Below are 22,684 nucleotides of genomic sequence, written 5' to 3'. Positions count from 1 at the left end.
GTCGAACTCCCGAGTAGTACGGCCCTGAACGAACACGGCACAACGTAGGTGCCGACGCCGAGAGGTTGTTGGTCGAGTGAGGCGTAACAACGAGGGCGCAGCGGCGCAGGCGGAGCGGGGCAACTTCACCCCGCCGTCGCGCACCGCGGCGCCGTCCGCCGAGGTATCCGAAGGGATACCGGCCGGCGGCAGCACCAGCCGGCTGTCCCCGCGCAACTGGCGGGTGCCCACCCGGCTGAACGCGATCCTCCTGATCCCGGTGCTGGTCGGCCTGATCATGGGCGGCTTCCAGGTCAAGGGTTCGCTCGACACCTGGCAGGAGGCCCAGGACGCGGAGAAGACGGCGCTGATCGTGCGCGCGTCCGCCGAGTACGGGCAGGCGCTGCTCAACGAGCGTGACCTCACCGCACAGCCGCTGCTGTCCAACAAGCGCGACTCCGAGATCGTCACCCAGGCCCAGGCCACCACCGACGCCGCCGCGCAGAAGTTCGACGCGGCCGTCAAGGACATGCCCGGGAAGCAGGGTCTGGAGCGCCGCCTCAAGCTGTTCAAGCTGGAGGAGCCCAAGCTCCCGGATCTGCGCAAGGCCGCGTACACCGCCGCCATGGACCCGGTGAAGACCGAAGAGGGATACACCCAGGTCCAGCACTCCCTCATGGAGTTCTGCAACGAGCTCGGCCTCGGCACCGGGAACATCACCAGTTACGGCCGGACCGTCTACGCGATCGAGCTGGCCAAGGCCGCAGAATCGCTTCAGCGCTCCATCGGCACGCACCTCCTGGTGCGGCCCAGCCAGGAGAGCGGCAAGTTCAACGACCAGGTCAAGGCGTTCGGCTCGTACAACTACCTGGAGCAGATCGCCCTCGGCGAATTCGTCTCCGGTGGTACGGAGGCCGACGCCGCCCGGCTGAAGACGGTCATGGCCGGCAAGGCCGCCGAGGGCGCCGCGAAGCTCAAGGCCGCGAAGGAGCAGGCCGACGCGGCCGGCGTGCCGTTCGTGGCGCCGCCCAGCATCGACGGCTCCGTCTACGACGGCATGGCCCAGGAGATCGGCCAGGGCAAGGACCCCAAGAAGCTCAAGGCGAAGGGCATCACCCCCGAGACCTGGATGGCCGCCGCGACCGCGAAGTTCGACGGCTACACCACCGTCGAGGACGAGCTCGTCGACAAGGCGGTGACCGAGGCCGCGGAGATCTCCTCCAGCGCCCGGACCGACGCCATCGTCAACGCCGCGATCGTCATCGTCGCCCTGCTGGCCGCCTTCCTCCTGGCCGGGCTCATGGCCCGCCAGATGAGCCGCTCCATGCGCCAGCTGCGTACGGCCGCCTTCAGCATCGCCGAGCAGCGGCTGCCCTCGCTGGTCGACCAGCTCTCCCGGACCGACCCGGGCCGGGTCGACACCCGTGTCCAGCCGATCCCGATCAACACCCAGGACGAGATCGGCGAGGTCGCCCGCGCCTTCGACCAGGTGCACCGCGAGGCGGTCCGGCTGGCGGCCGAACAGGCCATGCTGCGGGGCAACGTCAACGCGATCTTCACCAACCTCTCGCGCCGCAACCAGTCGCTCATCGAGGGCCAGCTGACCCTCATCACCGACCTGGAGAACAACGAGGCCGACCCGGACCAGCTGGAGAGCCTCTTCCGGCTGGACCACCTGGCGACCCGTATGCGCCGCAACGGCGAGAACCTCCTCGTTCTCGCCGGCGAGGAGCCCGGCCGCCGCTGGAACCAGCCGGTTCCGCTGGTGGACGTCCTGCGGGCCGCCTCCTCCGAGGTGGAGTCGTACGAGCGCATCGAGCTCACCGGCGTGCCGGAGACCGAGATCCACGGCCAGTCCGTCACCGACCTCGTGCACCTGCTGGCCGAGCTCCTGGAGAACGCCACCACGTTCTCCTCGCCGCAGACCAAGGTGCGGGTCACCGCGACCCGGCTGCCCGACAGCCGCGTGATGATCGAGATCCACGACAAGGGCATCGGCCTCACCGCCGAGGACTTCGCCGACATCAACCACAAGCTGGCCAACCCGCCGACCGTGGACGCCGCGGTCTCGCAGCGCATGGGCCTGTTCGTGGTCGGCCGCCTCGCCGACCGGCACGGCATCCGGGTCCAGCTGCGCCCCTCGGGCGAGCAGGCCGGGACCACCTCGCTGGTCATGCTGCCGGACGCGATCACCCACGGTGGCGGCGGCGAGGCCCCCGTCCAGGACGACTTCACCGTCTCCTCGATCATTCCGCAGCAGCAGTCCTTCGACGCGCTGCCGCAGCAGCCGCAGATGCGCACGGCCGCGGAGCTCGGCTTCGACGACTCGCGCTACGAGGAGCCGTCCGCGGACTCCCCCCAGCTCGACCCGGTGGGCCGCTCGCTGATGCGTGAGGAGCGCCGCGCGGCCCTGGAGGCACAGACCGGCGGCGAGCGCCCGCCGTTCCCCCAGGAGCAGGAGCAGGGGCTGGGCCAGGAGCCGCAGCAGCAGTACGCCGAAGCCGCGTACGGCGATGCGGCCTACGCCGCGGACCCGTACGCCCAGGAGCAGCAGGCGGTCGGGCAGCAGGAGCAGCAGTACGAGCAGCCCGCGTACGAAGGCGGCTACGACCCGTACCGGGGCGACGCCGGCTTTGCCGGGCAGCAGAACGGCTACGACGGTCAGGGCGGCTACCAGGAGGCTGCGTACGCGGCCCCCCAGGCGCCTTCGCCGTCCTATGACGACCAGTACGCGCCCCAGCCCCAGCAGGAAGAGTGGGCTGATCAGGGCACGTACCAGGGCGCGTACGAGCCGGTGGCGCAGCCCGAGGCGGAATCTCCCGCGAGCGCTCCCGCGTCCTCGCAGGAGCGCGTAGGCTTCGACCGTTCGGGACCTGTCCCGAACTCCGGTCACGAGCTGACCGGTGCGGGCCTGCCGCGCCGCGGCGGCCAGCAGCACTGGCAGCCCACCGGCCGCGGCAACGACCAGCCCGCCGCCGCTCAGCAGCAGGCTCCGCAGCAGCAGGAGGAACTGCCGCAGCGGCAGCCCTCGTCCGCCCAGGCGGACGAGGCCGGCCCCGACGACTGGCGCTCGGCGAACGACGAGCGCTGGGAGCGGGCCGAGAAGCTCCGGGAGCCGAAGGCGGGCGGGGTCACCCCCTCCGGTCTTCCCCGGCGCGTACCCAAGGCCAATCTGGTCGAGGGCACGGCCGAACAGACCCAGCAGGGCGGCCCCCAGGTCTCCCGCGCCCCGGAGGACGTGCGTGGCAGGTTGAGCAACCTGCGACGTGGCGTGCTGCGGGGACGTAACGCGGGTTCGGACACCAGTAATACCTACAACCAGGAGCGTTAGTGTGAGCCCGATGAGCCAGGCGGCGCAGAATCTGAACTGGTTGATCACCAACTTCGTGGACAACACCCCTGGGGTGTCGCACACGGTGGTGGTCTCCGCAGACGGACTCCTGCTGGCGATGTCCGAGGGATTCCCGCGCGACCGTGCGGACCAGTTGGCGGCTGTCGCCTCCGGTCTGACCTCGCTGACCGCGGGAGCCTCGCGGATCTTCGAAGGCGGCGCCGTGAATCAGACAGTTGTGGAGATGGAGCGAGGGTTCCTCTTCATCATGTCCGTTTCCGATGGATCCTCGTTGGCCGTTCTCGCACACCCGGACGCCGACATCGGTCTGGTTGGGTACGAAATGGCCCTTCTGGTCGACCGTGCCGGCAGCGTCCTCACCCCGGACCTCCGGGCGGAGCTTCAGGGAAGTCTTCTTAACTAGTAGACAGACTGTGCGTTTCGCGTCACCGCGCCATAGGGTGCGGTGGCGCGGACCCACTGGGATCGGGACCGGCAGGCGGAGGAGGAATCGTGGGAACACCCCCAGGCGGGCACCAGTTCAACGGCGGTCAGCGAACGCCGGGCGAGCACGGGGACAATGGTTTCGGCTTCCCTTCCACCCCCGGCAGACAGGGCGCGCAGCAGCCTTACCAGCCGTATCAGCAGCCGCAGTCGCAGCCGCAGCACGTTCAGGGCTCGGACTGGCCGCAGCAGCCTCAGCAGCCCCACCGGCCGCAGCGCCCGCACCGGTACGACTCCCCGCAGCAGCCCCGCATTCAGCCGGTGCAGCCGCGGCGGGCCCCGGAACCGGCGGCGCCCGCGGCGCACAATCCCCTCGTTCGTCCGTACGCCATGACCGGTGGACGGACCCGACCGCGCTACCAACTCGCCATTGAGGCGTTGGTCAGTACGACGGCCGATCCTTCCCGGCTGCAAGGGCAGTTGCCCGAGCACCAGCGGATCTGCCGGCTGTGCGTCGAGATCAAGTCGGTGGCCGAGATCTCGGCCCTGCTCTCGATCCCTCTCGGCGTTGCCCGGATCCTCGTCGCCGACCTGGCCGAGGCCGGACTCGTCGCTATCCACCAGCCCGGCGGCGACGAGTCCGCCGGCGGCCAGCCAGATGTGACACTGCTCGAAAGGGTGCTCAGTGGACTTCGCAAGCTCTAGCGGCGGAGCGGCCCGCTCCACTACCTCGGCGAAGATCGTGGTGGCAGGGGGCTTCGGCGTGGGTAAGACCACGTTTGTCGGTGCCGTTTCGGAGATCAATCCGCTGCGCACCGAAGCCGTGATGACGTCCGCGTCCGCGGGCATCGACGACCTGACCCACACCGGGGACAAGACCACCACGACGGTGGCCATGGACTTCGGACGCATCACCCTGGACCAGGACCTGATCCTCTACCTGTTCGGCACCCCCGGACAGGACCGCTTCTGGTTCATGTGGGACGACCTGGTCCGCGGCGCCATCGGCGCCGTCGTCCTCGTCGACACCCGCCGCCTCGCCGACTGCTTCCCCGCCGTCGACTACTTCGAGAACAGCGGCCTGCCCTTCGTCATCGCCCTCAACGGCTTCGACGGACACCAGCCCTACACCCCCGACGAGGTCCGTGAGGCGCTTCAGATCGGGCCGGACACGCCGATCCTGACGACGGACGCGCGGCATCGGGCCGACGCGAAGAGTGCGCTGATCACGTTGGTCGAGCACGCGTTGATGGCCCGCCTGCGGTAGGCGCTCGGGCCCTTGGGCCCTTGGGCCCGGATGTGCGTGAGGCCCCGCGCTCCCTGGTTGGGAGTGCGGGGCCTTTGCTGTGGGCGCCCCCGGCACGGGCTTGATTCGGGTGCCGGAAACGGCGAATGCAGCCACGCCTTTCGGGTGGCTGCATTCGGGTGGGGCTTGAACCGGGTCAGCCCTGCCAGCTGTGGGGGGCGCGGAAGCCCGGGGTGCGCTCCAGGCGGCGCCAGCCCGCGGTGTTGCGGCCGAGGCGAACCGGGGCGTCGGTGGGCCGGGAGGCGGCGCGGGCGAGCAGGACCGCGGTGATGGCGGCCAGCTCCTCGGGGTCGGCCTGACCCTTCTCGACGCGCAGCACGGACTCGGTGGCAGTGCTCATGAATGTCTCTCCGTCTACTCGGCAGGTCTTCGCGGGGGCCTTGCAGGGTTGCTGCGGGGCCGCGGACTACTGCGGGGGGTTGCCGTGCTTGCGGGACGGCAGGTCGGCGTGCTTGGACCGGAGCATCGCCAGCGAGGCGATCAGGACCTCGCGGGTCTCGGCAGGGTCGATGACGTCGTCGACCAGGCCGCGCTCGGCGGCGTAGTACGGGTGCATCAGTTCGGCCTTGTACTCCTTGACCATGCGGGTTCGCATGGCCTCCGGGTCCTCGGCGTCGGCGATCTGCCGGCGGAAGATGACGTTGGCGGCACCTTCGGCGCCCATCACCGCGATCTCGTTGGTCGGCCAGGCGTAGGTGAGGTCAGCGCCGATGGACTGGCTGTCCATGACGATGTACGCACCTCCGTAGGCCTTGCGCAGGATCAGGGAGATCCTCGGCACCGTCGCGTTGCAGTAGGCGTACAGGAGCTTCGCGCCGTGACGGATGATCCCACCGTGCTCCTGATCGACGCCGGGCAGGAAGCCGGGTACGTCCAGCAGAGTGACGATGGGGATGTTGAAAGCATCGCACATCTGGACGAAGCGGGCGGCCTTCTCGCTCGCCTCGATGTCCAGGACACCGGCCAGGGCCTGCGGCTGGTTGGCCACGATGCCGACGACCTTGCCGTCCAGACGGGCCAGCGCGCAGATGATGTTGCGGGCCCAGCGCTCGTGGATCTCCAGGTAGTCGCCGTCGTCGACGAGCTCCTCGATGACCTTGTGCATGTCGTACGGGCGGTTGCCGTCGGCCGGGACCAGGTCCAGGAGGACGTCACCGCGCCGGTCGGCCGGGTCGTCGCTCTCCGCGACGGGCGGGTTCTCCCGGTTGTTCGAGGGGAGCATCCCGATCAGGTAGCGGACCTCGGCGATGCAGGTCTCCTCGTCGTCGTACGCGAAGTGCGCGACGCCCGAGGTCTCGGCGTGCACATCGGCGCCGCCGAGGCCGTTCTGGGTGATCTCCTCGCCGGTGACCGCCTTGACGACGTCCGGTCCGGTGATGAACATCTGCGAGGTCTCGCGGACCATGAAGACGAAGTCCGTGAGGGCGGGGCTGTAGGCCGCGCCGCCCGCGCACGGGCCGAGCATCACGCTGATCTGCGGGATGACACCGGAGGCCCGGGTGTTGCGCTGGAAGATGCCGCCGTAACCGGCGAGCGCCGAGACGCCCTCCTGGATACGGGCACCGGCGCCGTCGTTCAGCGAGACCAGCGGGGCACCGGCCGAGATGGCCATGTCCATGATCTTGTGGATCTTCGTGGCGTGGGCCTCGCCCAGCGCGCCGCCGAAGATCCGGAAGTCGTGCGCGTAGACGAAGACCGTGCGGCCCTCGACCGTGCCCCAGCCGGTGATGACACCGTCGGTGTACGGCTTCTTCTCCTCCAGGCCGAAGCCGGTCGCCCGGTGGCGGCGGAGCTGCTCCACCTCGTGGAACGAACCCGGGTCCACGAGCAGCTCGATGCGCTCACGCGCCGTCAGCTTGCCCTTGGCGTGCTGCGCCTCGGTCGCCCGGTCACTGGGTCCGCGCCGGGCCTGCTCGCGCAGCGCGAGCAGTTCCGCCACACGTCCACGGGTGTCGCTCGGCTCGCCCTGGGTTTCGTCCACAACGGTCATGCATCGACCCTACGAACACCGGCAAGAAAACCCTGCCGTCGACTCCGTACAGTCTCCTGCCCGGTTTCCTGGTGGAGCCGGACAGAAGCCTTGGGCCATGCAGGCGAAGTACCAGCCCGTACCCGCCTTCGTTTGTGGGAGTTCCACAAAGGGTCACTGTGGCCTGCCGCACACGCCGGTCAACCGGGGGGTGTCCGCCGGCTGGGCGTCCTGGACCTTCTGAATGTCCGCCAGCCTCGGCCGCACCGGCTCCGCGGGGTGCGCCATCGTCAGCAGGACCGCCTCGTAGAACGCGTCCCGCACCGCCGCCGGCATGACGTCCGACGCGTCCAGGCAGAGCGGCACCCGCTGGTCCGTGAAGCGCCGGCTCACCTCTGCGTCGACCGCGCCCTTCTTGGGCGGGACGGCCGCGTTGGCCGAGAACACCCCGCCCGTGCGGCCCCACTCCTCCTGGGCGTCCCGGGAGGCGAGCCGCCGGATCAGCTCGCGGGCCGGGCCGCTCCGGCCGAAGAGCGCCGCGAAGTCGGCCGACACCTCATGGGCTTTCACCGTATAGGGCCCGCCGGGCAGTAGCGGCGCCGAGTCCCCGAAGGCCGCCCGGTCCTTGCGGTCGCCGTAGAAGGAGCGCGCGAAGGAGCCCTGGTGCTCCAGGTCGCAGCCGCCGCCGAAGAGCAGCCCGTGCCCCCCGGCGAGTCCCCGGTGGTCGGCGAGCAGCATGGCGGCGGCCCGGTCCGGGGCCTGGGCGAGCATCCCGGCCCACGCGGCCCAGGCGTCGGCCACCGGGGCCTCGGTCCACTTCATGTCACCGGTCGCCCAGCGCGCGTACAGCACCGGGCCCGCGCGCTGGAGGATGAGGTCCTCGATCCAGTCGCTGCCGGGCCAGCCGGACGCACCGTCGTCGCCCATGCCGATGCACCACGAGGCGAGCGGGGCGGGGACGGCGCCCGGGGCCTCGCCGTCGCGGTGCCAGACGATGGACTTCAGGTCGGCCTTGAGCGGCACCCACAGATCGTCGGCGATGCCCCGCGCCTCGGGCTGCCACGGGTTGCCGTACTCCGCGGGTTCGTACAGCCCCTTCAGGGAGCGCAGCCGGCGTTCGTCCGCGTACTCGACGAGTTCGCCGACACCCGGCAGGATCGCGATGTCGGGCGGGTCGCCCGCCTGGACCTCGGCGAGCAGCACCTCGCGGGTCGCGGCGGTGCCCTGGTAGGTGTACGGGATCCCGAATCCGTCCAGCACGTCCTTGAACCGCTCCTCCTGGGCATCGGTCCACGGACCGAGGATCGTCACCTCCGGTTCCGCGTCGCTGCCGCCGGGGGCCGCGAGCCCACAGCCGGCCGCGGTCATCAGCAGCGCGAGGACGAGCGCGAGCGCGCGGGTGCGCGGGGTCATCCGGCCCTCCAGTAGTCGGCGTTGAGGCGCCGGCAGATGCCCGCGGCCGGCAGCAGGACGATCAGCGCGCCGCCGCCCAGTGCCCCGTAGTACGTCCAGCCCTGCCAGCTGCGGGCCGCGAGCCCGCCGCGCAGGGTGGCCGAGTTGTCGATGACGTAGGTCTGGGACTCGATCAGGTTCGTGTGTTCGTGGGCCCGTTGCTCGATCGCGACCAGCAACTGGCGGGCGGTGTCCAGGTGTTGCTGGGTGTGGACGGTCGCCCACAGCGGTACGACGGCGAGCGCGACGGTCACCAGCAGCGCCGCCAGCAGCCAGGGGTCGAGGCTGCGACCGCAGCGGGTGCGCAGCACCCACAGGGCGCTGAGGCAGCTCAGCAACAGGACCAGCAGGCCCAGTTCGGCGACGGCCCAGCCGGTCCGCTGAAGCGTACCGAGGGAACTGACCCGGTCCACGCGCCGCATCTGGTGCCCCTGCAGGACGTCCAGGCGCGGCACGACGCCGGTGCCCGGCCGGTCGAGGAGGGTTCTGGCCTCCGCGAACTTCTCCCGCTGCATCAGGTCGTCGTGGACGTACTTGACGGCGCCTGGCGTGATGGAGGTTCCGTACGAGGTCAGCACGCCGGTGACCGTCGCGAGGACGCCGCGGCCGCGCTGCCCGTCGATCTGCACGTCGGAGAGCCGGGACAGGCCCTGGTCGGCGGCCGCCAGCTGGTTCTCGTACCCCGCTCCTGCGCCGACCACCTCGTCGATCCCGTCGTTCACCGACTTCCGCGCCTCCTCGTGGGCGCGCAGCAGCGCCAGCTGGGTGGCCGCGACGCCCTGGACGGCGGGTGCGCCGCGGGTGCGCATCTCACCGGCGGCGTTCTGGACCTCCCGGTACGAGACGAGCACGGCGGTCACCGAGACGAGGGCGGTCACCACCATGACGGCCAGGTGCCGTTCCAGCAGCCGCCTGGTGCGTGAGCGCGTACGGCGGCGGGCCCGGGCGGCGCGCGTCCACCGGGTCGGCAACGGCATCGCAGGCATCACAGGCTCCTTCCGCAGACGATGCAGAACCGGGCACGGGGCCCGGCGAGATGACGGCAGTGCGGGCACTTCACCGGCTTCCCCGCGGGGGTGGGGCCGGGCAGGTCCAGCCCGTGACCCGAAGCGATGTGCAGCTGCCCCCGGCGGACGGTGCCCCGGTCGACGGTCGGGCCGACCCGGACCACTCCGCGCCGGCCGTCGAGGATGTCGGCCACCTGGCGCACGTCCTGGAGGACCCAGGCGGCGCCGATCTCGGTGGCGAGGCGGACCGCGAGGCCGAACTGCGCCTCGGCCTCGGTCCGGCTGATGGGGTCCAGTGCGGCGTAACCGCGGTTGAGGGCGGTCCGCATCTGGGTGGCGGCGTTCATGGCCTGGAGCGTGCCGCCCCCGCCGCCGGTCGCCCCCGCACCCACGGCGACTCCGGGCGGCAGCCAGCGCACGAGCAGCGGGGCGGTGGCATCCGCGACGGACACCGTGGCCAGTTGCAGCAGCACGCCGAGCGGGTCGGTGCTCGCGTCGGCGTGCACGGTCAGGAGGTAGTCGCGGGTGCCCGGCTCCCACTGGTGGGTGGGAAAGCCGGTCCGGTACGGCTCCTGGTCCTGTCCGTCCGGGCGGGGCGCGGGTTCCAGGCGTTGCTGGCGGGGGGCGGTCTCCGTCAGTTCCACCGCGCGCACGGCCGGTCGCGCGGTCACCACGACGGGCAGTTCGGGGCTGCGGACCCGGCGCAGCCGTCGCAGCGCCCCCGCGACCGCGGGTCCGAACCGGTCGGGGACGTGCTCGGCGGTGCCGTGCAGGCTCTCGACGACGGCGAGCAGCGGCGCGGGGTCCCAGTCCCCGCCGACCGCCAGCACGTCCGCGGTGAACGCGCCCTCGCAGGCGTCGAGTTCCGCCCGCAGCGCGCCGTCCGCCGCGTCCGGCCCGGCGCCGTCCGCCCGGTCCCCGCCGCTGCCGTCGGTGATCAGCAGCAGGTGCCGCAGCGGCAGCGGGCGTTCCGCGAACAGCGCCCGGGCGGCGGCGAGCCAGGCCCGGTATCCGGGCGGCGGCCGGTCGGCTGCCGCCGGGGCGATCCGGCCCGCGCTGAACGCGGCTCGGCGCTTGTCCATCGTGTCGGCCAGCGCCCACCGGCCACTCAGCGGGTAGCAGCGGGTCGGTACCCCGCTCTCGTCGGCGCCGCCCAGGACGGCGAAGGAGACACCGTCGGGCAGGGCGCGCAGCGTCGCGGCGAGGGCGGCCGCCGCCGGCTCCCGGCGCCCGGCGGCGACGTCCAGCGCGAGGACGACGGCGAGTCCGGTGGCGGGCACCTCGTCCCGGGGACCGATGCCCGTGGCCTTGACCCGCAGATGGGCGTCGATCCGGGCGTCGTGGTGCGGCTGCTGGTCGCGCCGGACGTCCAGGGACACCTTGAACTCCAGTCCGGACGAGGGGGCATCAGCGCCCATGGGACTGCCTCCAGGGGATACGGGACGAGGGTGCGGCTGCCGTGCGGGGCGGGGCCGGCAGGCACGGCCGTCGAAAACAGGTCTGCGGGCACGGGCCGTCAGAAGCGGGTCTGCGGCCGGACCGCGTGCGAAAGGTCGATCAGCCGCTCGTACTCGGCCGGTCCCTGCCGCTGCCGGGCCAGCCAGCGGTAGCACTGCTCCAGGTCCGCCCGCACCGCCCGCTCCCCGGGTGCGCCCGGGGGCGGCAGCCCGATCCGCAGCAGGCCGCCCCGGGGCCGGGGGGCCGGGTGCGCGGCCCGGACCGCGTCGAGCTTCCACTCGTACAGCTCGGTCCGCAGCAGCCAGGCCGCCTCATCGCCGGTGACGACCGGGAACGGGGCGCCGGGGTCCGGGGCGAGGGCGGTCAGACAGGCGTCGATCTCCGCCTCCGCCGGCAGGGGCCGCTTCCCCGTCGCGAGCCGGGCCGCCCTGATGCGGAGGGCGGCGATCCGGGCGACGGTGTGATCCCGTGACTCGTCGGGCACCAGGTCGAGGACCTCGGTCGCCGCGGCCCGGTCGCCGCGCGCCAGGGCGAGCCTCGCCAGTCCCAGGGCCGCGCCGACGTGCGAGGGGTTGCGGGCGTGCACGGCCTGGAAGAGTTCGTACGCGGAGGGGCCCGCCCCGGCCGGCCGGCCGTCGCCGAGTTGTTCCGTGCTGTAGGCGAGGGCGAGCTTGGCCGCGTACTCGCCCGGCAGGGCCCGGTGCACGGCGGAGAAGTGCTCCAGGGCCGCTTCGAGCATCGGCTGCCGGTCGTCCAGCACATCGGCACTGCGCAGCGCGACGAGACCCCAGTGCCAGCTGAGCCGCCACTGCCTCACGGGCCCCGGGCCGGGGATCGCGGCGGCGGCCTGGACCTGTTCACGGGCGGCGGCCAGGGCCTCGTCGCCGTCCTGGCCGAGCAGCAGGCGGGCGTTGTGCAGGCAGATCTCCACCGACCGCTCCCCGTGCGCCGGCTGGTTCAGCGGCTGTGCCGGGTCGTAGCTGCTGACCCCGAAGCGGGCGGCCTGCGGGTCGCGCGGATAGGGCCGGGGCACGGGCAGGCTGCGGGCGATCTCGGTCGGGGTGGGCAGCCCGGAATCGAGCGCGGGCGCCCGGGGTGTCTCCCGGCGGCCGTACAACGGGCGGCGCAGCCAGTGCGCGTAGTCGGGCACCGAGCCCAGGCGGGCGCCGAGCAGTTCGGTGGACGGGGTGAAGTAGGCGGAGGGCTCGGGCTGGTCGCGCTTGCCGCGCAGGGCCCGGATCTCGCGCAGCACCCCGCGCAACTGGCCCGCCATCTCCTCCGCCGAGCCGAACCGGCGCTCCGGGTCGTGGGCCGTGGCCCGTTCCACGGCCAGCCGGAAGGAGCTGATGCCGAGCCCCGGCACGTCGTCGCCGACGGCCCAGCCGGCCAGTTCGGCCAGGGTGACCCCGACCGTGTGGAGGTCATGCGCGACGGTGAGGGGACCGGTCCCGTCCGTCTCGGGCGCGGCGAACCAGGGGGTGATCACGGGCGGCGGGTCGGTGGCGCCCGCCTTGCGGACCCCGCCGAGGTCGATGACCTTGATCCCGTCGAGGTGGTGGATGACGTTGGACGGCTTCATGTCGCCGTACAGGAACCCCATGCCGTGCAGGTGGGCGAGGGCCTCCAGGATCTGGCAGCCGTAGGTGACGACGTGCTCGATGTCGAGGACGAAGGCGCCCTTGCGGGTCGATTCGACGATGGCCGACAGGGTCCGGTCGCCGACGTCCTCCATCACGATGTAGCCGCCGGAGACGGTGCCGTCCGCGTTGCGGGTGCTGACGAAGTCGCGGATCTGGACGATGCGTTCGTGGCGGATGGCGACCAGGCTGCGGCGCTCCTCGCCGGCCTGGGCCGCGCCGCGTTCGGCGTACCGGTTGAGGAGGCCCTTGACCGCGACGAAGTCCTCCAGGTGGGTGTCCTCGGCCAGGTAGACCCATCCCTGGCCGCCGTGGGCGATGGGGCCGCGGATGCGGTACTGGTCCTGGAGCGGCGGCCCGTCCTTCGTCAGTTCGGGGCGGTACGAGTACGGGGCGCCGCACTGTGGGCAGTACCCCTCGTCCGGGGGCGGGGCCGCCGTGTGCGGGGGGACGAACGAGGTGCGGCACGCGTCGGCCGAGCACGTCATCACGATGCGGACCGGCTGCTCGGCGGCGGCGAGGCGCTCGGCCGGGCTGCCCGGATCCAGCAGCGGCAGTTCCAGGAGTCCGGCGGGGCCGTGCTGGTCGGGCTCGGCGGGCAGCGGCGGCAGTCCGGGCGCGCTCTCCTCACGGCCGCAGGTGTCGCAGTAGCCGGTCGGCTGGACGGCGCCGGCGCAGGGCGCGCCGGTGAACCGGCGGTGCGGGCACGGGATCCTCATAGGCGCTCCGCCGGGCCGCGCCGGGGCCGCTGCCCGGGCAGACCGGGCCGCGCGGGGCCGTTCACCCGGTCGAGGTCGTCACGTAACTCCCGTACCAGGCGCTTCAGTTCCGTCAGCCGGTCCTGGGGATCGGCCAGCAGCTCCAGCTCCCGCAGCCGGTGGCGGCGGGCCGCCGCCTCGACCGTGGGGCGCGGGACCAGGGAGGCGGAGTCCACCATGCCGCGCAGCCCGGACCACTCCGCCTCGATGTGCTCGACCCGGCGTACCAGTGCCTCGGCCCGCTCCTCGAAGGCGGGCACCAGCAAGTGCCGGGCCACCTCGGTCAGTCCCTCGCCTTCGGCGCGGCGGGAGATGACCAGCAGCCGGAACCCGAGCGCCCTGACGCGTGCCAGCAGCGGTACGAGAGCCCCCGGGTCGGGGTCCTCGTCGAGGCCGATGACGGCGAGCACCGGACCCGATCCGGCGGGTCCGCCGCCGTCCGTGCGGTCCGGGGCCCTGCCGCCCTCCAGCAGCCAGTCGCGGTAGGCGTTGCGCTGGTGCCGGGGCAGCCGCAACTGCGCCACCAGCGTCTCGACGAGTTCCCCGGTCCGGGTGACGCCACCCCGGAAGACGAGGTGGGCCCGGTGGAGCTGGTGCTGGAGGGCGCGGTCGCGGCCGGTGCCGGGTGCGACGACCCCGAACCGCACCGCGGGCTCCTCGCCGCCGGCGAACCACTGCCGCAGCCGCCGCTCCAGCCCCCTGTCCCAGCCGTCGGGGCCGCTCAGCTCGGCGACCAGCGGCACGAGGGCGGCGACGCGGTCGATGGGGATCATGTACGAGAACGCCAAGTCGTTCTCGGTGGGCAGCGCCAGTTCCAGATCGCCGCGCCAGCTGACGACCAGGCCGACCACCTCCTCCGACCCCGGCCGCTCGCCCCGGGTCTGGACGGCGGCTCCGCTGAATCCGGGGCGGACCACCTCGGCGTTGGTCCCGGCGTCCAGCTGCACCCAGTCCCCGTGGAGTCCGGTGATCCGGCCGGTCAGCCACATCCCGTCGTCGAAGCTCTGGGAGTAGCCGCCGATCCACACCTCGCCGCCGCGCTCCAGCCGCCTGCCCAGCGGCGCGGGCGCGGCCTGCGGCCGAGGGCTGTCCAGGGCGAGCACGGCGATGTCCTCGCGGGCGGGCCCGTCGAGTCCGGGCAGCCAGCCGTCGGGCGCGACCCGGGCGCCGACGGGCGGAATGCCGGGGTTCTCGGCGAACTCCACCCACATCCGCTTGTCCGGTTCACCGACGACGTGGGCGCAGGTCAGCATCCGGTCCTGGGTCAGCAGCACTCCGGCCCCGCACACGGGCCCGTCCGCACCGCCGCGTCGTAACCGGAGCCGCCAGTCCGCTCTCAACTCCCCCATAGCTACCGAGAGTACGCGTGCACCACGCATGGTTCCCAGAGTCCGTGCGTACTCCGCCCCCTGGTTTACCGGACGTCGCACCGCAGGGTGGCCCCCGCCCGTCCCGGGTCCACACCGAGCACGAGCCGCCGGCCGGTGGCGCGGACCTCGATGCCCGGGTCCGCGAGGACGACCTCGCGAACCGGCCGGTCCCAGACCACTTCGAACGGCGTACCGCTCCGGTCGGGCCCGCTGACGCGGACGGCCGCGGTGCCCCGGCTCTCGCGTACGAGCACACTGGCCGGCCCGGTCGAGGAGAGCCGTCCGGCCGCGTCCGGCTGCCAGAAGTTGGCGGCGGTCAGCCCGAGCGAGCGCACGGCGACGCCCTGGACGGCGGCGGTGTTGGCGAGCACCGTCAGCCAGTGGCGGTCGGCCGCGCGGGCGGCGACGGTGCGCCGGGAGGCGCCGGGCATCAGGAGATAGAGGTAAGCGGCGTCTGCCGGGTCGGTTCCGTGGTCGAGCCAGAGGGTCTGCCAGTGGCGGGTCTGCCGTTCGGTGGAGCTGGTGGTGTTGATGTCGGACCAGGCGCCGGTCCTGGCCTCGCGCAGGGTGTGCAGGGCGGCGCCGCCGGGCAGCACCCAGCCGCCGTGCCCCTCCAGGTGGGCCCAGCGCGGGAGTTCGCGGTCGTCGACGGTGAACGCCTGCCGCGCCTCGGGGCCCAGGTTCCGGTTGTCGACGACCGTTTCGACGGGGACCCCGTCGGCGGCGGTGATGCCCGCCCCGAGGCAGATGACCGCGTCCGCCGCGCAGAACCAGGACTTGCGGGCCTCCAGAGTGGAGGCGAGACCCTTCACATGCTGTCCGACGGCGGCGAACTCGCCGTCGTGCGCCCCGCCGACCCACCGCACGGCCGGGCGGGGCTCGCCCCATTCGCCGCCGGCGCGGTCGGCGAGGCGCTTGGTGGAGACGGTGGTGCCGGGCAGCCGGTACCAGTCGACGGTGGGCCAGAACCAGTCGGTGTACTGGCCGCCGCCGCCTTGGCCCTGCCACCAGTAGAGCATTCCGGCCCCGGTGTGCCAGCCCCGCGGATTCTCGCCGTTGCCGCATTCGTACGCGCTGATCCGCTCCGACGCCATGGAGAGGTTCGCGACCCAGCCCGGGCGGCGGTGCACGGCCCGGTCCATGGCGGCGAACAGGGTGTGGCCGACGGGTTCGGCCGCCGCGGGGACGGGGGCGGCGGCCGCCGCCCGCAGCCGGGACAGGTCGGCGACGCCGAGCTGCGGGGCGGCGAGGACCGGGCTCACGGTGTCCCGTTCGATCCAGCCCTTGACCATGCCGTTCCACCGGTCGCGTTCGGCGGCGGAGGCACCGCCCGCCAGCAGCGCGATGGCGGCGATCAGCCCCTGGCCGTGGAAGTGGTCGCTGCGCATGATCCGGCGCTCGTCGCTCTTGAGGAGGCCCCGGCTGATGGCACGGCCGTTGACGCTGTCCATCATCAGACCGTCGTGGATGAGCGGCGCGTAGGCGTGCTCGACGCTGTCGAGGATGATCTGACGCTTGGGGTCGGTGACCGCCCATGTGGATCCGGCGAGCAGCGCGAAGAGCCGTCCGAGACCGTCGAGCATGACCTGGCCGTACGTCCCCGAGTAGGCGACCCACGTGTGCTGGACGAACGAGCCGTCGGCGTAGAGGCCGTCGCCCTTGGTCACGTACGGGAAGACGGGCGAGAGGGCGTCGCGCCCGAGTGCGGTCTTGGCGGCGTCCCGGCCCAGGATGCCGCGCAGGGTGACGGAACGGCACAGGTCGACCCGGTTGGCTCCCGTCGAGGTGCCGCTGTAGTCCCTGAGCATGGCGTCGGGGATGAAGTGGTCGACGGCCGCACAGGCGGCCCGGACGCGCTCCTCGCCGAGGTGGGGGTGGAGGACGGCGACGATGTCCATGAGCAGGCGCGGGCTGCCGATCTGCCACTCCCACCAGTTGCCGTACCGGGCCGTGGACGGGTTGTAGACCGTCGCGGAGAGGTGATCGAGGCCACGGACGACAGCGGCGAGGAGGCCCTCCTCGCCGGTGTGACCGGTGCCCTCCTGAGCGTACGCCTGGGTCATCGTCCACAGCCGGCCGTAGCTCCAGGTGATGCCGGCCGGCGGGTCGAAGGTGTGCCCGGCCCAGAGGGAGTCGGCGGCGGGAGCCATCGTGGAGGCGAACTCCGCGGCGAGCGCGCCGGTCTCGGCCAGCTTCGAGGCGTAGGGCTCGGCAGACGCGTCGTAGCCCGTGCCGAGCGACAGCTCGTTCCAGCGCAGCCGGAGCGTCTCGAACTCGTCCTGCGCCGCACGGGCGGACGGGGCGAGCGCCAGGCCCAGTGCGGTGGCACCACCGGTGGCGAGAAAGGCGCGGCGGGACCAGTCGGGCAGGAGTGACACGGGGCTACCTCCGGTGTGCGAGTGGTATAGACCGGGCGTGGTTGGTCTAGCAGATGCCCGGGAGTGCGGAAAGGGGGCCGACCGATGACGGCCGCCCCCGCCCGGGAGTGCGGAAAGGGGGCCGGCCGATGACAGCCGCCCGCCCCCGGGCTCAGCTTCCGCAGTGGAAGCGGGCGTTGCCCCAGTCGGCGTGGTCGTTGCCGTTGCCGTCGCCGCCGTCACCGGCGATCAGCTCGACGTACTTCGCGCCGGTGACGTCCGCCGTCAGCGACCAGGCGGTGTCGGCGGCCCTGAGGACCGGCGACTTCACCTTCTCCGTACCGTCGGCCCTGCCGGAGAACTGCACGCTGCCCGCGCTCTTCTGGACGTCGTCCACGCCCACCTCGGCGGTGAACGAGGTGCACCTGCCGCCCAGGTAGTAGCGGATGCTCGCCGGTGCGTGGCTGCCGAGGCCCTTGGCGTACACCGTGCCGCCGATGGTCAGCGCGGTGCCGTCGCCGGTGCCGGTCTCGCCGTTGGAGAGGTCACGCTCGACCGGCCCCCAGCCGTTCTCCGTAGCCGTCCAGTCCAGGTCACTGGCCCAGCTGTCCGTGGTGGGCGGCGGCGGCAGGGTCCGTACGGAGGTCTGCGCACCGAGCGTGCGCCCCTCACCGCCGACCGTGTAGGACGCCTCGGAACTCAGCGGGTACGTCCGGTACTCGGCGTCCACCGGCGGGGTGACCTGCCAGCTCGCGGTGACCTTCGCACCGGCCGCGACCGAGTCGAAGGTGACGGCGCCCGCGGGCTCGGCCTCCCAGCCCTCGGGGAGCGTGAGGCCCACGGAGACACCGGCGGCCTCAGTGGCCTCGTAGTTGGTGAAGCTCGCCTTCACGGTGTTGGCCGTGCCCGGCTCCAGGGTCTCGGCGGCCGGGTCGAGCGTGAGCGTGCCGCAGGCGGCCTTCTCACCTGCGGGGGCCGGGCCCAGGTCGGTCACGGTGAAACCGTCCAGGACGAAGTCGGCGCCGTCGGGGGCGTCGCCCCGCTTGCGCAGCCCGGTCCAGGTGTCGCCGCAGCCCGCCGTGACGGTCTCGGTGAAGTGACCGGTGGTGTGCTGGGCGCCGATCGCGGTGGTCCGGGTCTCGACCGAGTCGGGTGCACCCTCCGCGGTGATCCGGTCATAGCCGTCGACCCACTCGTAGGCGCCGGCGTGGCTGGACTGGTAGTCGTACGCGACCTTGTAGCGGTGGCCGTCGGTCATCGGGACGGTCCAGGGGGCGGTCCGGTAGACGAGCCCGGTGTTCTCCTCGTGCGCCTTGAGGGACTCCTTGCCGCCGAGCACGTCGTCGATCAGCTTTCCGTTCCAGCCGGCCTGGGTGTACGGGGCGTGCAGCTGGGAGACGCTGGTGCGGGGGTCGGTGGAGCCGCCCGTGTCACCCTTGAGGAAGGGCCCCCAGCCCTGGTCGACGTTCTCGAAGTCCTCGTGGACGACGGTGTTCTCCCGCCTCGCCGGGGCATTGGCGACGAGGCGTACGTCATCGGCGCGCACGGTCGCCGCGCTGCCTCCGGCGGCCTGGATGCGCAGAGTGGTGCGCCCGTCGGCCGGGGCGGTGAAGTTGACCTTCGCGCGCTGGAAGTACGTGCCGTGCCAGTCGGACGCGGCGACGTAGTCCTTGGCGGTGGAGCGGTCCACGGTGACGGACTTCCCGCCGGCCGACAGCGTGGTGTGCCGGGTCTTCCCGGGCTGGACCTCGATGAGGGCGGAGGCGGTGTAGCGCGTGCCGGGCTTCAGTGCGTCGATGCGCTGGGAGAGCTCGGCGGCGGGGGTCCCCGAGAGCTTCGCGCTGTTGCGGCCCTGGCCGTCGGTGTCGCGGGTGGCGGTGCCGGTCTTCGACCAGGCGGACAGCTTGCTGTCGTTGAAGCCGGGGTCGTCGACGAGGGTGCCCTCGCCCCACTTCACGTCGGCGGCCTTCGGCGCCTTGACCGGGTAGAGGACGTACGGCTGCCCGGCCTGCGCCTTCAGCGTGATCCTCCCGTCCACGGGACGCACGGTCCCGGTCTTCACCCGGCCGTTGTCGGTGAGCTCGTAGACGGTGTACGGGCCCGTGGAGGGCACGGCCCAGCTGCTCGTACCACCGGATTCGCTGTAGTGGTACAGCTTCTTGCCGCCGTCCCACGGGAGCAGGTAGTCGGTGCCGCTGAGCACCTTGCGGCCGTGGTCGTAGAAGGTCCGCTTCCCGTCCTCGACGGTGCCGCTCACCCCGCCGGTGAACGTGATGTCGTTGCCGTCCCAGCGGGTGATCTTCTGCTGCTGGAGGTACTTGGCGGGCAGGTTGCGCTGCCAGATGTTGTCGTAGAAGGCGTTCCAGTCGGTCTCGCCCGTCCATCCCTCGAACTCGTCGATGGCGCTCTGGCCGAGGACCGGGTCGTTGTTCCAGACGTCCTTCTCGCCGTTGCGGATGAACCGGATGATCCGCGAGTTGAGGCCCTTGTTCGTCGCGCCGCCGTAGTCGAGGTCGTTGGCCCAGTGCGACCAGAGCGAGCCGCGCTCGAACTTGTCGGCCCATTCGCTGGAGACGTTCCAGCCCTGCGCCTGGAGGGACTGAAGGGTCTTGTCGGCGATCCAGCCGTGCGTGTAGTAGACGTCGATGTACAGCATGCTGAGGTTGCTGTTCGTCTCGTCCCGCAGTTGCTGGAAGCGCTTGGCCAGGTCACCGCTGTTGATGTCGCGGCGCTGGTCGACGTATTGACTTCCGTCTCGCCCTACAGGGCGAGGGCTCCTGCCACGGCGGGTTGGCCGTCTCGGTGGGTTCCTGCTTCTTCGCGCTGTGCCGGGATCAGGGATCCCGGTCCTACCTGCGCTCGACAGGCTGATACCGCCAGTCCGGCGGCCAGTGCAACGTTGACCGCCGCGTTGATGTCCCGGTCCAGAACGGCTCCGCACCCCTGGCACTGCCAGACACGGACATGCAGGGGTTTGGGGCCGTCCTTGGTACCGCAGACGGAGCACACCTGGCTGGTCGGCTCGAAGCGCCCGATGCGGATGAAAGGCCGCCCGTAGAGGGCGGCCTTATACTCCAGCATCGAGAGGAACGACGCCCAGCCCGCGTCGTGTACGGATTTGGCGAGGCGTGTGCGGGCGAGTCCGTTCACCGCCAGGTCCTCCACAGCCACCGCTTGGTTCTCGCGGATGATCCGTGTGGACAGCTGGTGGTGGAACTCACGCCGCGCATCAGCCACCTGCGCATGAGCACGGGCCACCTTCACCCGCGCCTTCTCCCGGTTCCTCGACCCCTTGACCTTGCGGGACAGACTCCGCTGCTCCCGCTTCAGCTTCTTCTCCGCCCGCCGCAGAAACCGAGGGCTGCTGATCTTCGTCCCGTCCGACAGCACCGCGAAGTGCCCCAGTCCGAGATCGATACCGACCATCGGATCCACAGCGGGCAGGGTCTCGGGTTCGGTCTCGACGACGAAGGAGGCGAAGTAACGTCCGGCTGCGTCCTTGATCACTGTCACCGTGGAGGGGACCGAGGGCAGGGCGCGTGACCACTTCACCCGCACCGCACCGATCTTCGGCAACACGAGTTCCCCGCCCGGCGTGATCTTCCACCGGGCGTTCTTCGTGAAGCGGACCGACTGACGGCTGTCCTTACGGGACTTGAACCGCGGCTCCGCGACCCTCGGCCCCTTGCGGGTGCCCTTCAGCGACGCGAAGAAGTTCGTGAACGCCGTGTCCAGATCCCGCAACGACTGCTGCAGCACCACCGCCGACACCTCACCCAGCCAGCCACGGGCCGAAGTCTTCTTCGCCTCGGTGATGACCTGCTTCGACAATTCCCCGGACTTCGGGAACGGCAACCCCTGCTCATAGGCGTCCTTGCGGACACGCAGAGCATCGTTGAACACCACCCGGGCGCACCCGAACGCCCTCGCCAACCCTGCGCGCTGAGGACCGTTCGGGTACACACGGAAGGTGTACCGAAGCTGCATGCCAAACACCGTACGACGGTCGACCTATAACCGTACATTGGAACATATGAGCCATTAATCACCATGTCGAGGACCCCGTCAACGACGTACGGCTCCAATGGCCACTCCGGTCGAGCAACCGTGCCGCGTAGGTCCAAGTCCGTGTGCGCGGGTCACGCACCCGCCGCGTTCAGTTCCTGATATCCCTGTCTCGGCAAGTTCGCCGTCAACCTGCCAAATACCGGCCACCTGCGCCGAGTTGTGAAGACTTCCTTCTTTTGAGAGCGCTCTCAGTCACAAGTCTTGACGGCCGTCCACGCCCTCGGGAGAGTGGGGCGCACCGCGGACGCCCCCCCTGCACGACCACCCCGTCCGCGGCCCCCACACACCCGGAGTCGCCTCATGATTTCGCGCAGAATGTTCCTCACCGGCGGCGTCGCCGCCTCCGCGACCGCGCTCACCTACCCCCTCTGGGGCAGCGCGCTGAGCCCGAGCGCGTCGGCGTCCGCCGCGACCTGCGAACTGGCCCTGGAGAACCGCTCCCTGCCCGGCCGGGTCAACGCCTACGTCACCGGCCACGAACAGGGAACCGACCGCTGGGTCCTGCTGCGCCCCGGCGGTGGCGTCTACCGGCCCGACTCCCCCGCCGCGCCGCAGACCCCCCTGCCGGTCGACTGCGCGATCCCGCTGAACCCGGCGGGCGGCGCCCCGGTCGTCCTCACGCTCCCGCAGATGTACGGGGCCCGGGTCTACTTCGTCCGCGACAACACCCTGGACTTCTACCTCAACCCGGGCCCGGCCCTGGTCGAGCCGGCCTTCGCCACGTCCGCGGACGCGAACTACGGGCGCACCTGGTCGTTCTGCGAGTTCACCTTCAACCCGCAGCAGCTGTACGCGAACATCAGCTACGTCGACCTGGTGACGGCGCTGCCCATCGGCCTGAAGCTGGAGGGCGACGCGACGCACACGGTGGCGCCGCTCCCCGACGGAGCCGTACAGCGGATCGCCGACGGCCTCACCGCGCAGGCCGCCGCCGACGGCCAGCCGTGGGACAAGCTGGTCACACGGGGCTCGGACGGCAGCGTGCTGCGGGTCATCTCGCCGCAGAACCTGATGGCCCCCTTCTTCGACCGGCCGGATCAGATGCCGTTCCGCGACCTGTTCACCGCGCAGGTCGACGAGGTCTGGCAGAAGTACCGCTCGACCGATCTGCGGATCGACCTCCAGGGCGGACGCGGCGTCTTCACCGGACGGGTCAGCGGCGACACCCTGACGTTCAACGGCGGGCACACCTTCACCAAGCCCGCCTCCAAGGACATCTTCACCTGCAACCACGGGCCGTTCACCAACAACCCGGCGGACTCCGACGACAAGAAGGCCCTGCTGGCCCGGCTCGCGGCCGGCTTCAACCGCTCGATCATGCTCAGCCACCCCGACCAGCCGGGCGGCGCCACGGTGGCCGACTACTACAAGGGCGCGGTGACCAATCACTGGTCGCGCATCGTCCACGCCAACAGCCCGATCGGCTACGCCTTCCCCTACGACGACGTACGCCCCGACGGTCAGCCCGACGTCTCGGGCGCCGCCAACGACGGCAACCCGAGGCGCTTCACGGTGACCGTGGGGTCCTGAGCCGTCTGCCGTCGTCGC

The 22,684-nt window shown here is 71.7% G+C and carries 14 protein-coding genes and 1 pseudogene; 5 read left to right on the top strand and 10 right to left on the bottom strand.

Going from position 1 to position 22,684, the window contains the following annotated elements; translation table 11 throughout:
• The first annotated feature begins 76 nt into the window (after window positions 1–76).
• The 4 genes from ABTX18_RS10560 to ABTX18_RS10545 all read left to right on the top strand — a co-directional run bounded on the left by ABTX18_RS10560 (window position 77) and on the right by ABTX18_RS10545 (window position 5,021).
• On the top strand, window positions 77–3,310 hold the full coding sequence (locus ABTX18_RS10560) for a nitrate- and nitrite sensing domain-containing protein (protein WP_352122335.1): 3,234 nt from the start codon (window positions 77–79) through the stop codon (window positions 3,308–3,310).
• A 10-nt stretch (window positions 3,311–3,320) separates the two neighbouring features.
• Window positions 3,321–3,734, top strand: coding sequence for a roadblock/LC7 domain-containing protein (locus ABTX18_RS10555; RefSeq protein WP_018551717.1), 414 nt, complete (start codon window positions 3,321–3,323; stop codon window positions 3,732–3,734).
• Window positions 3,735–3,823: 89 nt separating this feature from the next.
• The gene (locus ABTX18_RS10550; protein ID WP_352122334.1) at window positions 3,824–4,459 is read left to right on the top strand and encodes a DUF742 domain-containing protein; all 636 of its coding nucleotides are present in this window, start codon (window positions 3,824–3,826) and stop codon (window positions 4,457–4,459) included.
• Window positions 4,440–5,021: a GTP-binding protein gene (locus ABTX18_RS10545; RefSeq protein ID WP_014048542.1), complete on the top strand. Its 582-nt coding sequence runs from the start codon at window positions 4,440–4,442 to the stop codon at window positions 5,019–5,021. The genes ABTX18_RS10550 and ABTX18_RS10545 overlap by 20 nt, the downstream gene beginning before the upstream one ends.
• Before the next feature lie 175 nt (window positions 5,022–5,196).
• Here ABTX18_RS10545 and ABTX18_RS10540 read toward each other — a convergent pair whose 3' ends face one another.
• The 10 genes and pseudogenes from ABTX18_RS10540 to ABTX18_RS10495 all read right to left on the bottom strand — a co-directional run bounded on the left by ABTX18_RS10540 (window position 5,197) and on the right by ABTX18_RS10495 (window position 21,055).
• Window positions 5,197–5,400 carry an acyl-CoA carboxylase subunit epsilon gene (locus ABTX18_RS10540; protein WP_352122333.1) on the bottom strand — a complete coding sequence of 68 codons (204 nt, stop codon included), beginning with the start codon at window positions 5,398–5,400 and terminating at the stop codon, window positions 5,197–5,199.
• Between the two features lie 66 nt (window positions 5,401–5,466).
• Window positions 5,467–7,050, bottom strand: coding sequence for an acyl-CoA carboxylase subunit beta (locus ABTX18_RS10535; RefSeq protein WP_352122332.1), 1,584 nt, complete (start codon window positions 7,048–7,050; stop codon window positions 5,467–5,469).
• Window positions 7,051–7,203: 153 nt separating this feature from the next.
• Entirely contained in the window at window positions 7,204–8,442 is a 1,239-nt protein-coding gene (locus ABTX18_RS10530) for a carbohydrate ABC transporter substrate-binding protein (RefSeq protein ID WP_352122331.1), read from the bottom strand.
• Window positions 8,439–9,467, bottom strand: a complete 1,029-nt coding sequence (locus tag ABTX18_RS10525) for a hypothetical protein (RefSeq protein WP_352122330.1) — start codon at window positions 9,465–9,467, stop codon at window positions 8,439–8,441. Before ABTX18_RS10525 ends, ABTX18_RS10530 begins: the two co-directional genes overlap by 4 nt.
• Window positions 9,467–10,906, bottom strand: coding sequence for a vWA domain-containing protein (locus ABTX18_RS10520; protein WP_352122329.1), 1,440 nt, complete (start codon window positions 10,904–10,906; stop codon window positions 9,467–9,469). Before ABTX18_RS10520 ends, ABTX18_RS10525 begins: the two co-directional genes overlap by 1 nt.
• Window positions 10,907–11,004: 98 nt before the next feature.
• Window positions 11,005–13,302 (bottom strand): serine/threonine protein kinase, encoded by a 2,298-nt coding sequence (locus tag ABTX18_RS10515; RefSeq protein WP_352122328.1) that lies wholly within the window; start codon window positions 13,300–13,302, stop codon window positions 11,005–11,007.
• Window positions 13,299–14,690 (bottom strand): trypsin-like peptidase domain-containing protein, encoded by a 1,392-nt coding sequence (locus ABTX18_RS10510; protein WP_352122327.1) that lies wholly within the window; start codon window positions 14,688–14,690, stop codon window positions 13,299–13,301. The genes ABTX18_RS10515 and ABTX18_RS10510 overlap by 4 nt, the downstream gene beginning before the upstream one ends.
• A 65-nt stretch (window positions 14,691–14,755) precedes the next feature.
• Window positions 14,756–17,080 (bottom strand): polysaccharide lyase 8 family protein, encoded by a 2,325-nt coding sequence (locus ABTX18_RS10505; RefSeq protein ID WP_503061125.1) that lies wholly within the window; start codon window positions 17,078–17,080, stop codon window positions 14,756–14,758.
• Window positions 17,081–17,240: 160 nt separating this feature from the next.
• Window positions 17,241–19,817: pseudogene (locus ABTX18_RS10500) on the bottom strand (NPCBM/NEW2 domain-containing protein); the annotation flags it as partial.
• 11 nt (window positions 19,818–19,828) lie between these two features.
• On the bottom strand, window positions 19,829–21,055 hold the full coding sequence (locus tag ABTX18_RS10495) for an RNA-guided endonuclease InsQ/TnpB family protein (protein ID WP_352122326.1): 1,227 nt from the start codon (window positions 21,053–21,055) through the stop codon (window positions 19,829–19,831).
• Between the two features lie 381 nt (window positions 21,056–21,436).
• Here ABTX18_RS10495 and ABTX18_RS10490 point away from each other — a divergent pair, with 381 nt between their 5' ends.
• Window positions 21,437–22,666, top strand: coding sequence for a glycoside hydrolase family 64 protein (locus ABTX18_RS10490; protein WP_352122325.1), 1,230 nt, complete (start codon window positions 21,437–21,439; stop codon window positions 22,664–22,666).
• Window positions 22,667–22,684 lie beyond the last annotated feature (18 nt).

Origin of the sequence: Streptomyces sp. NPDC096323, from assembly GCF_040302845.1 — a bacterium.
GTDB lineage: Bacteria > Actinomycetota > Actinomycetes > Streptomycetales > Streptomycetaceae > Streptomyces.
Note: the sequence above shows the minus strand (reverse complement) of the source record. Positions and strands in the feature narration are given on the sequence as shown.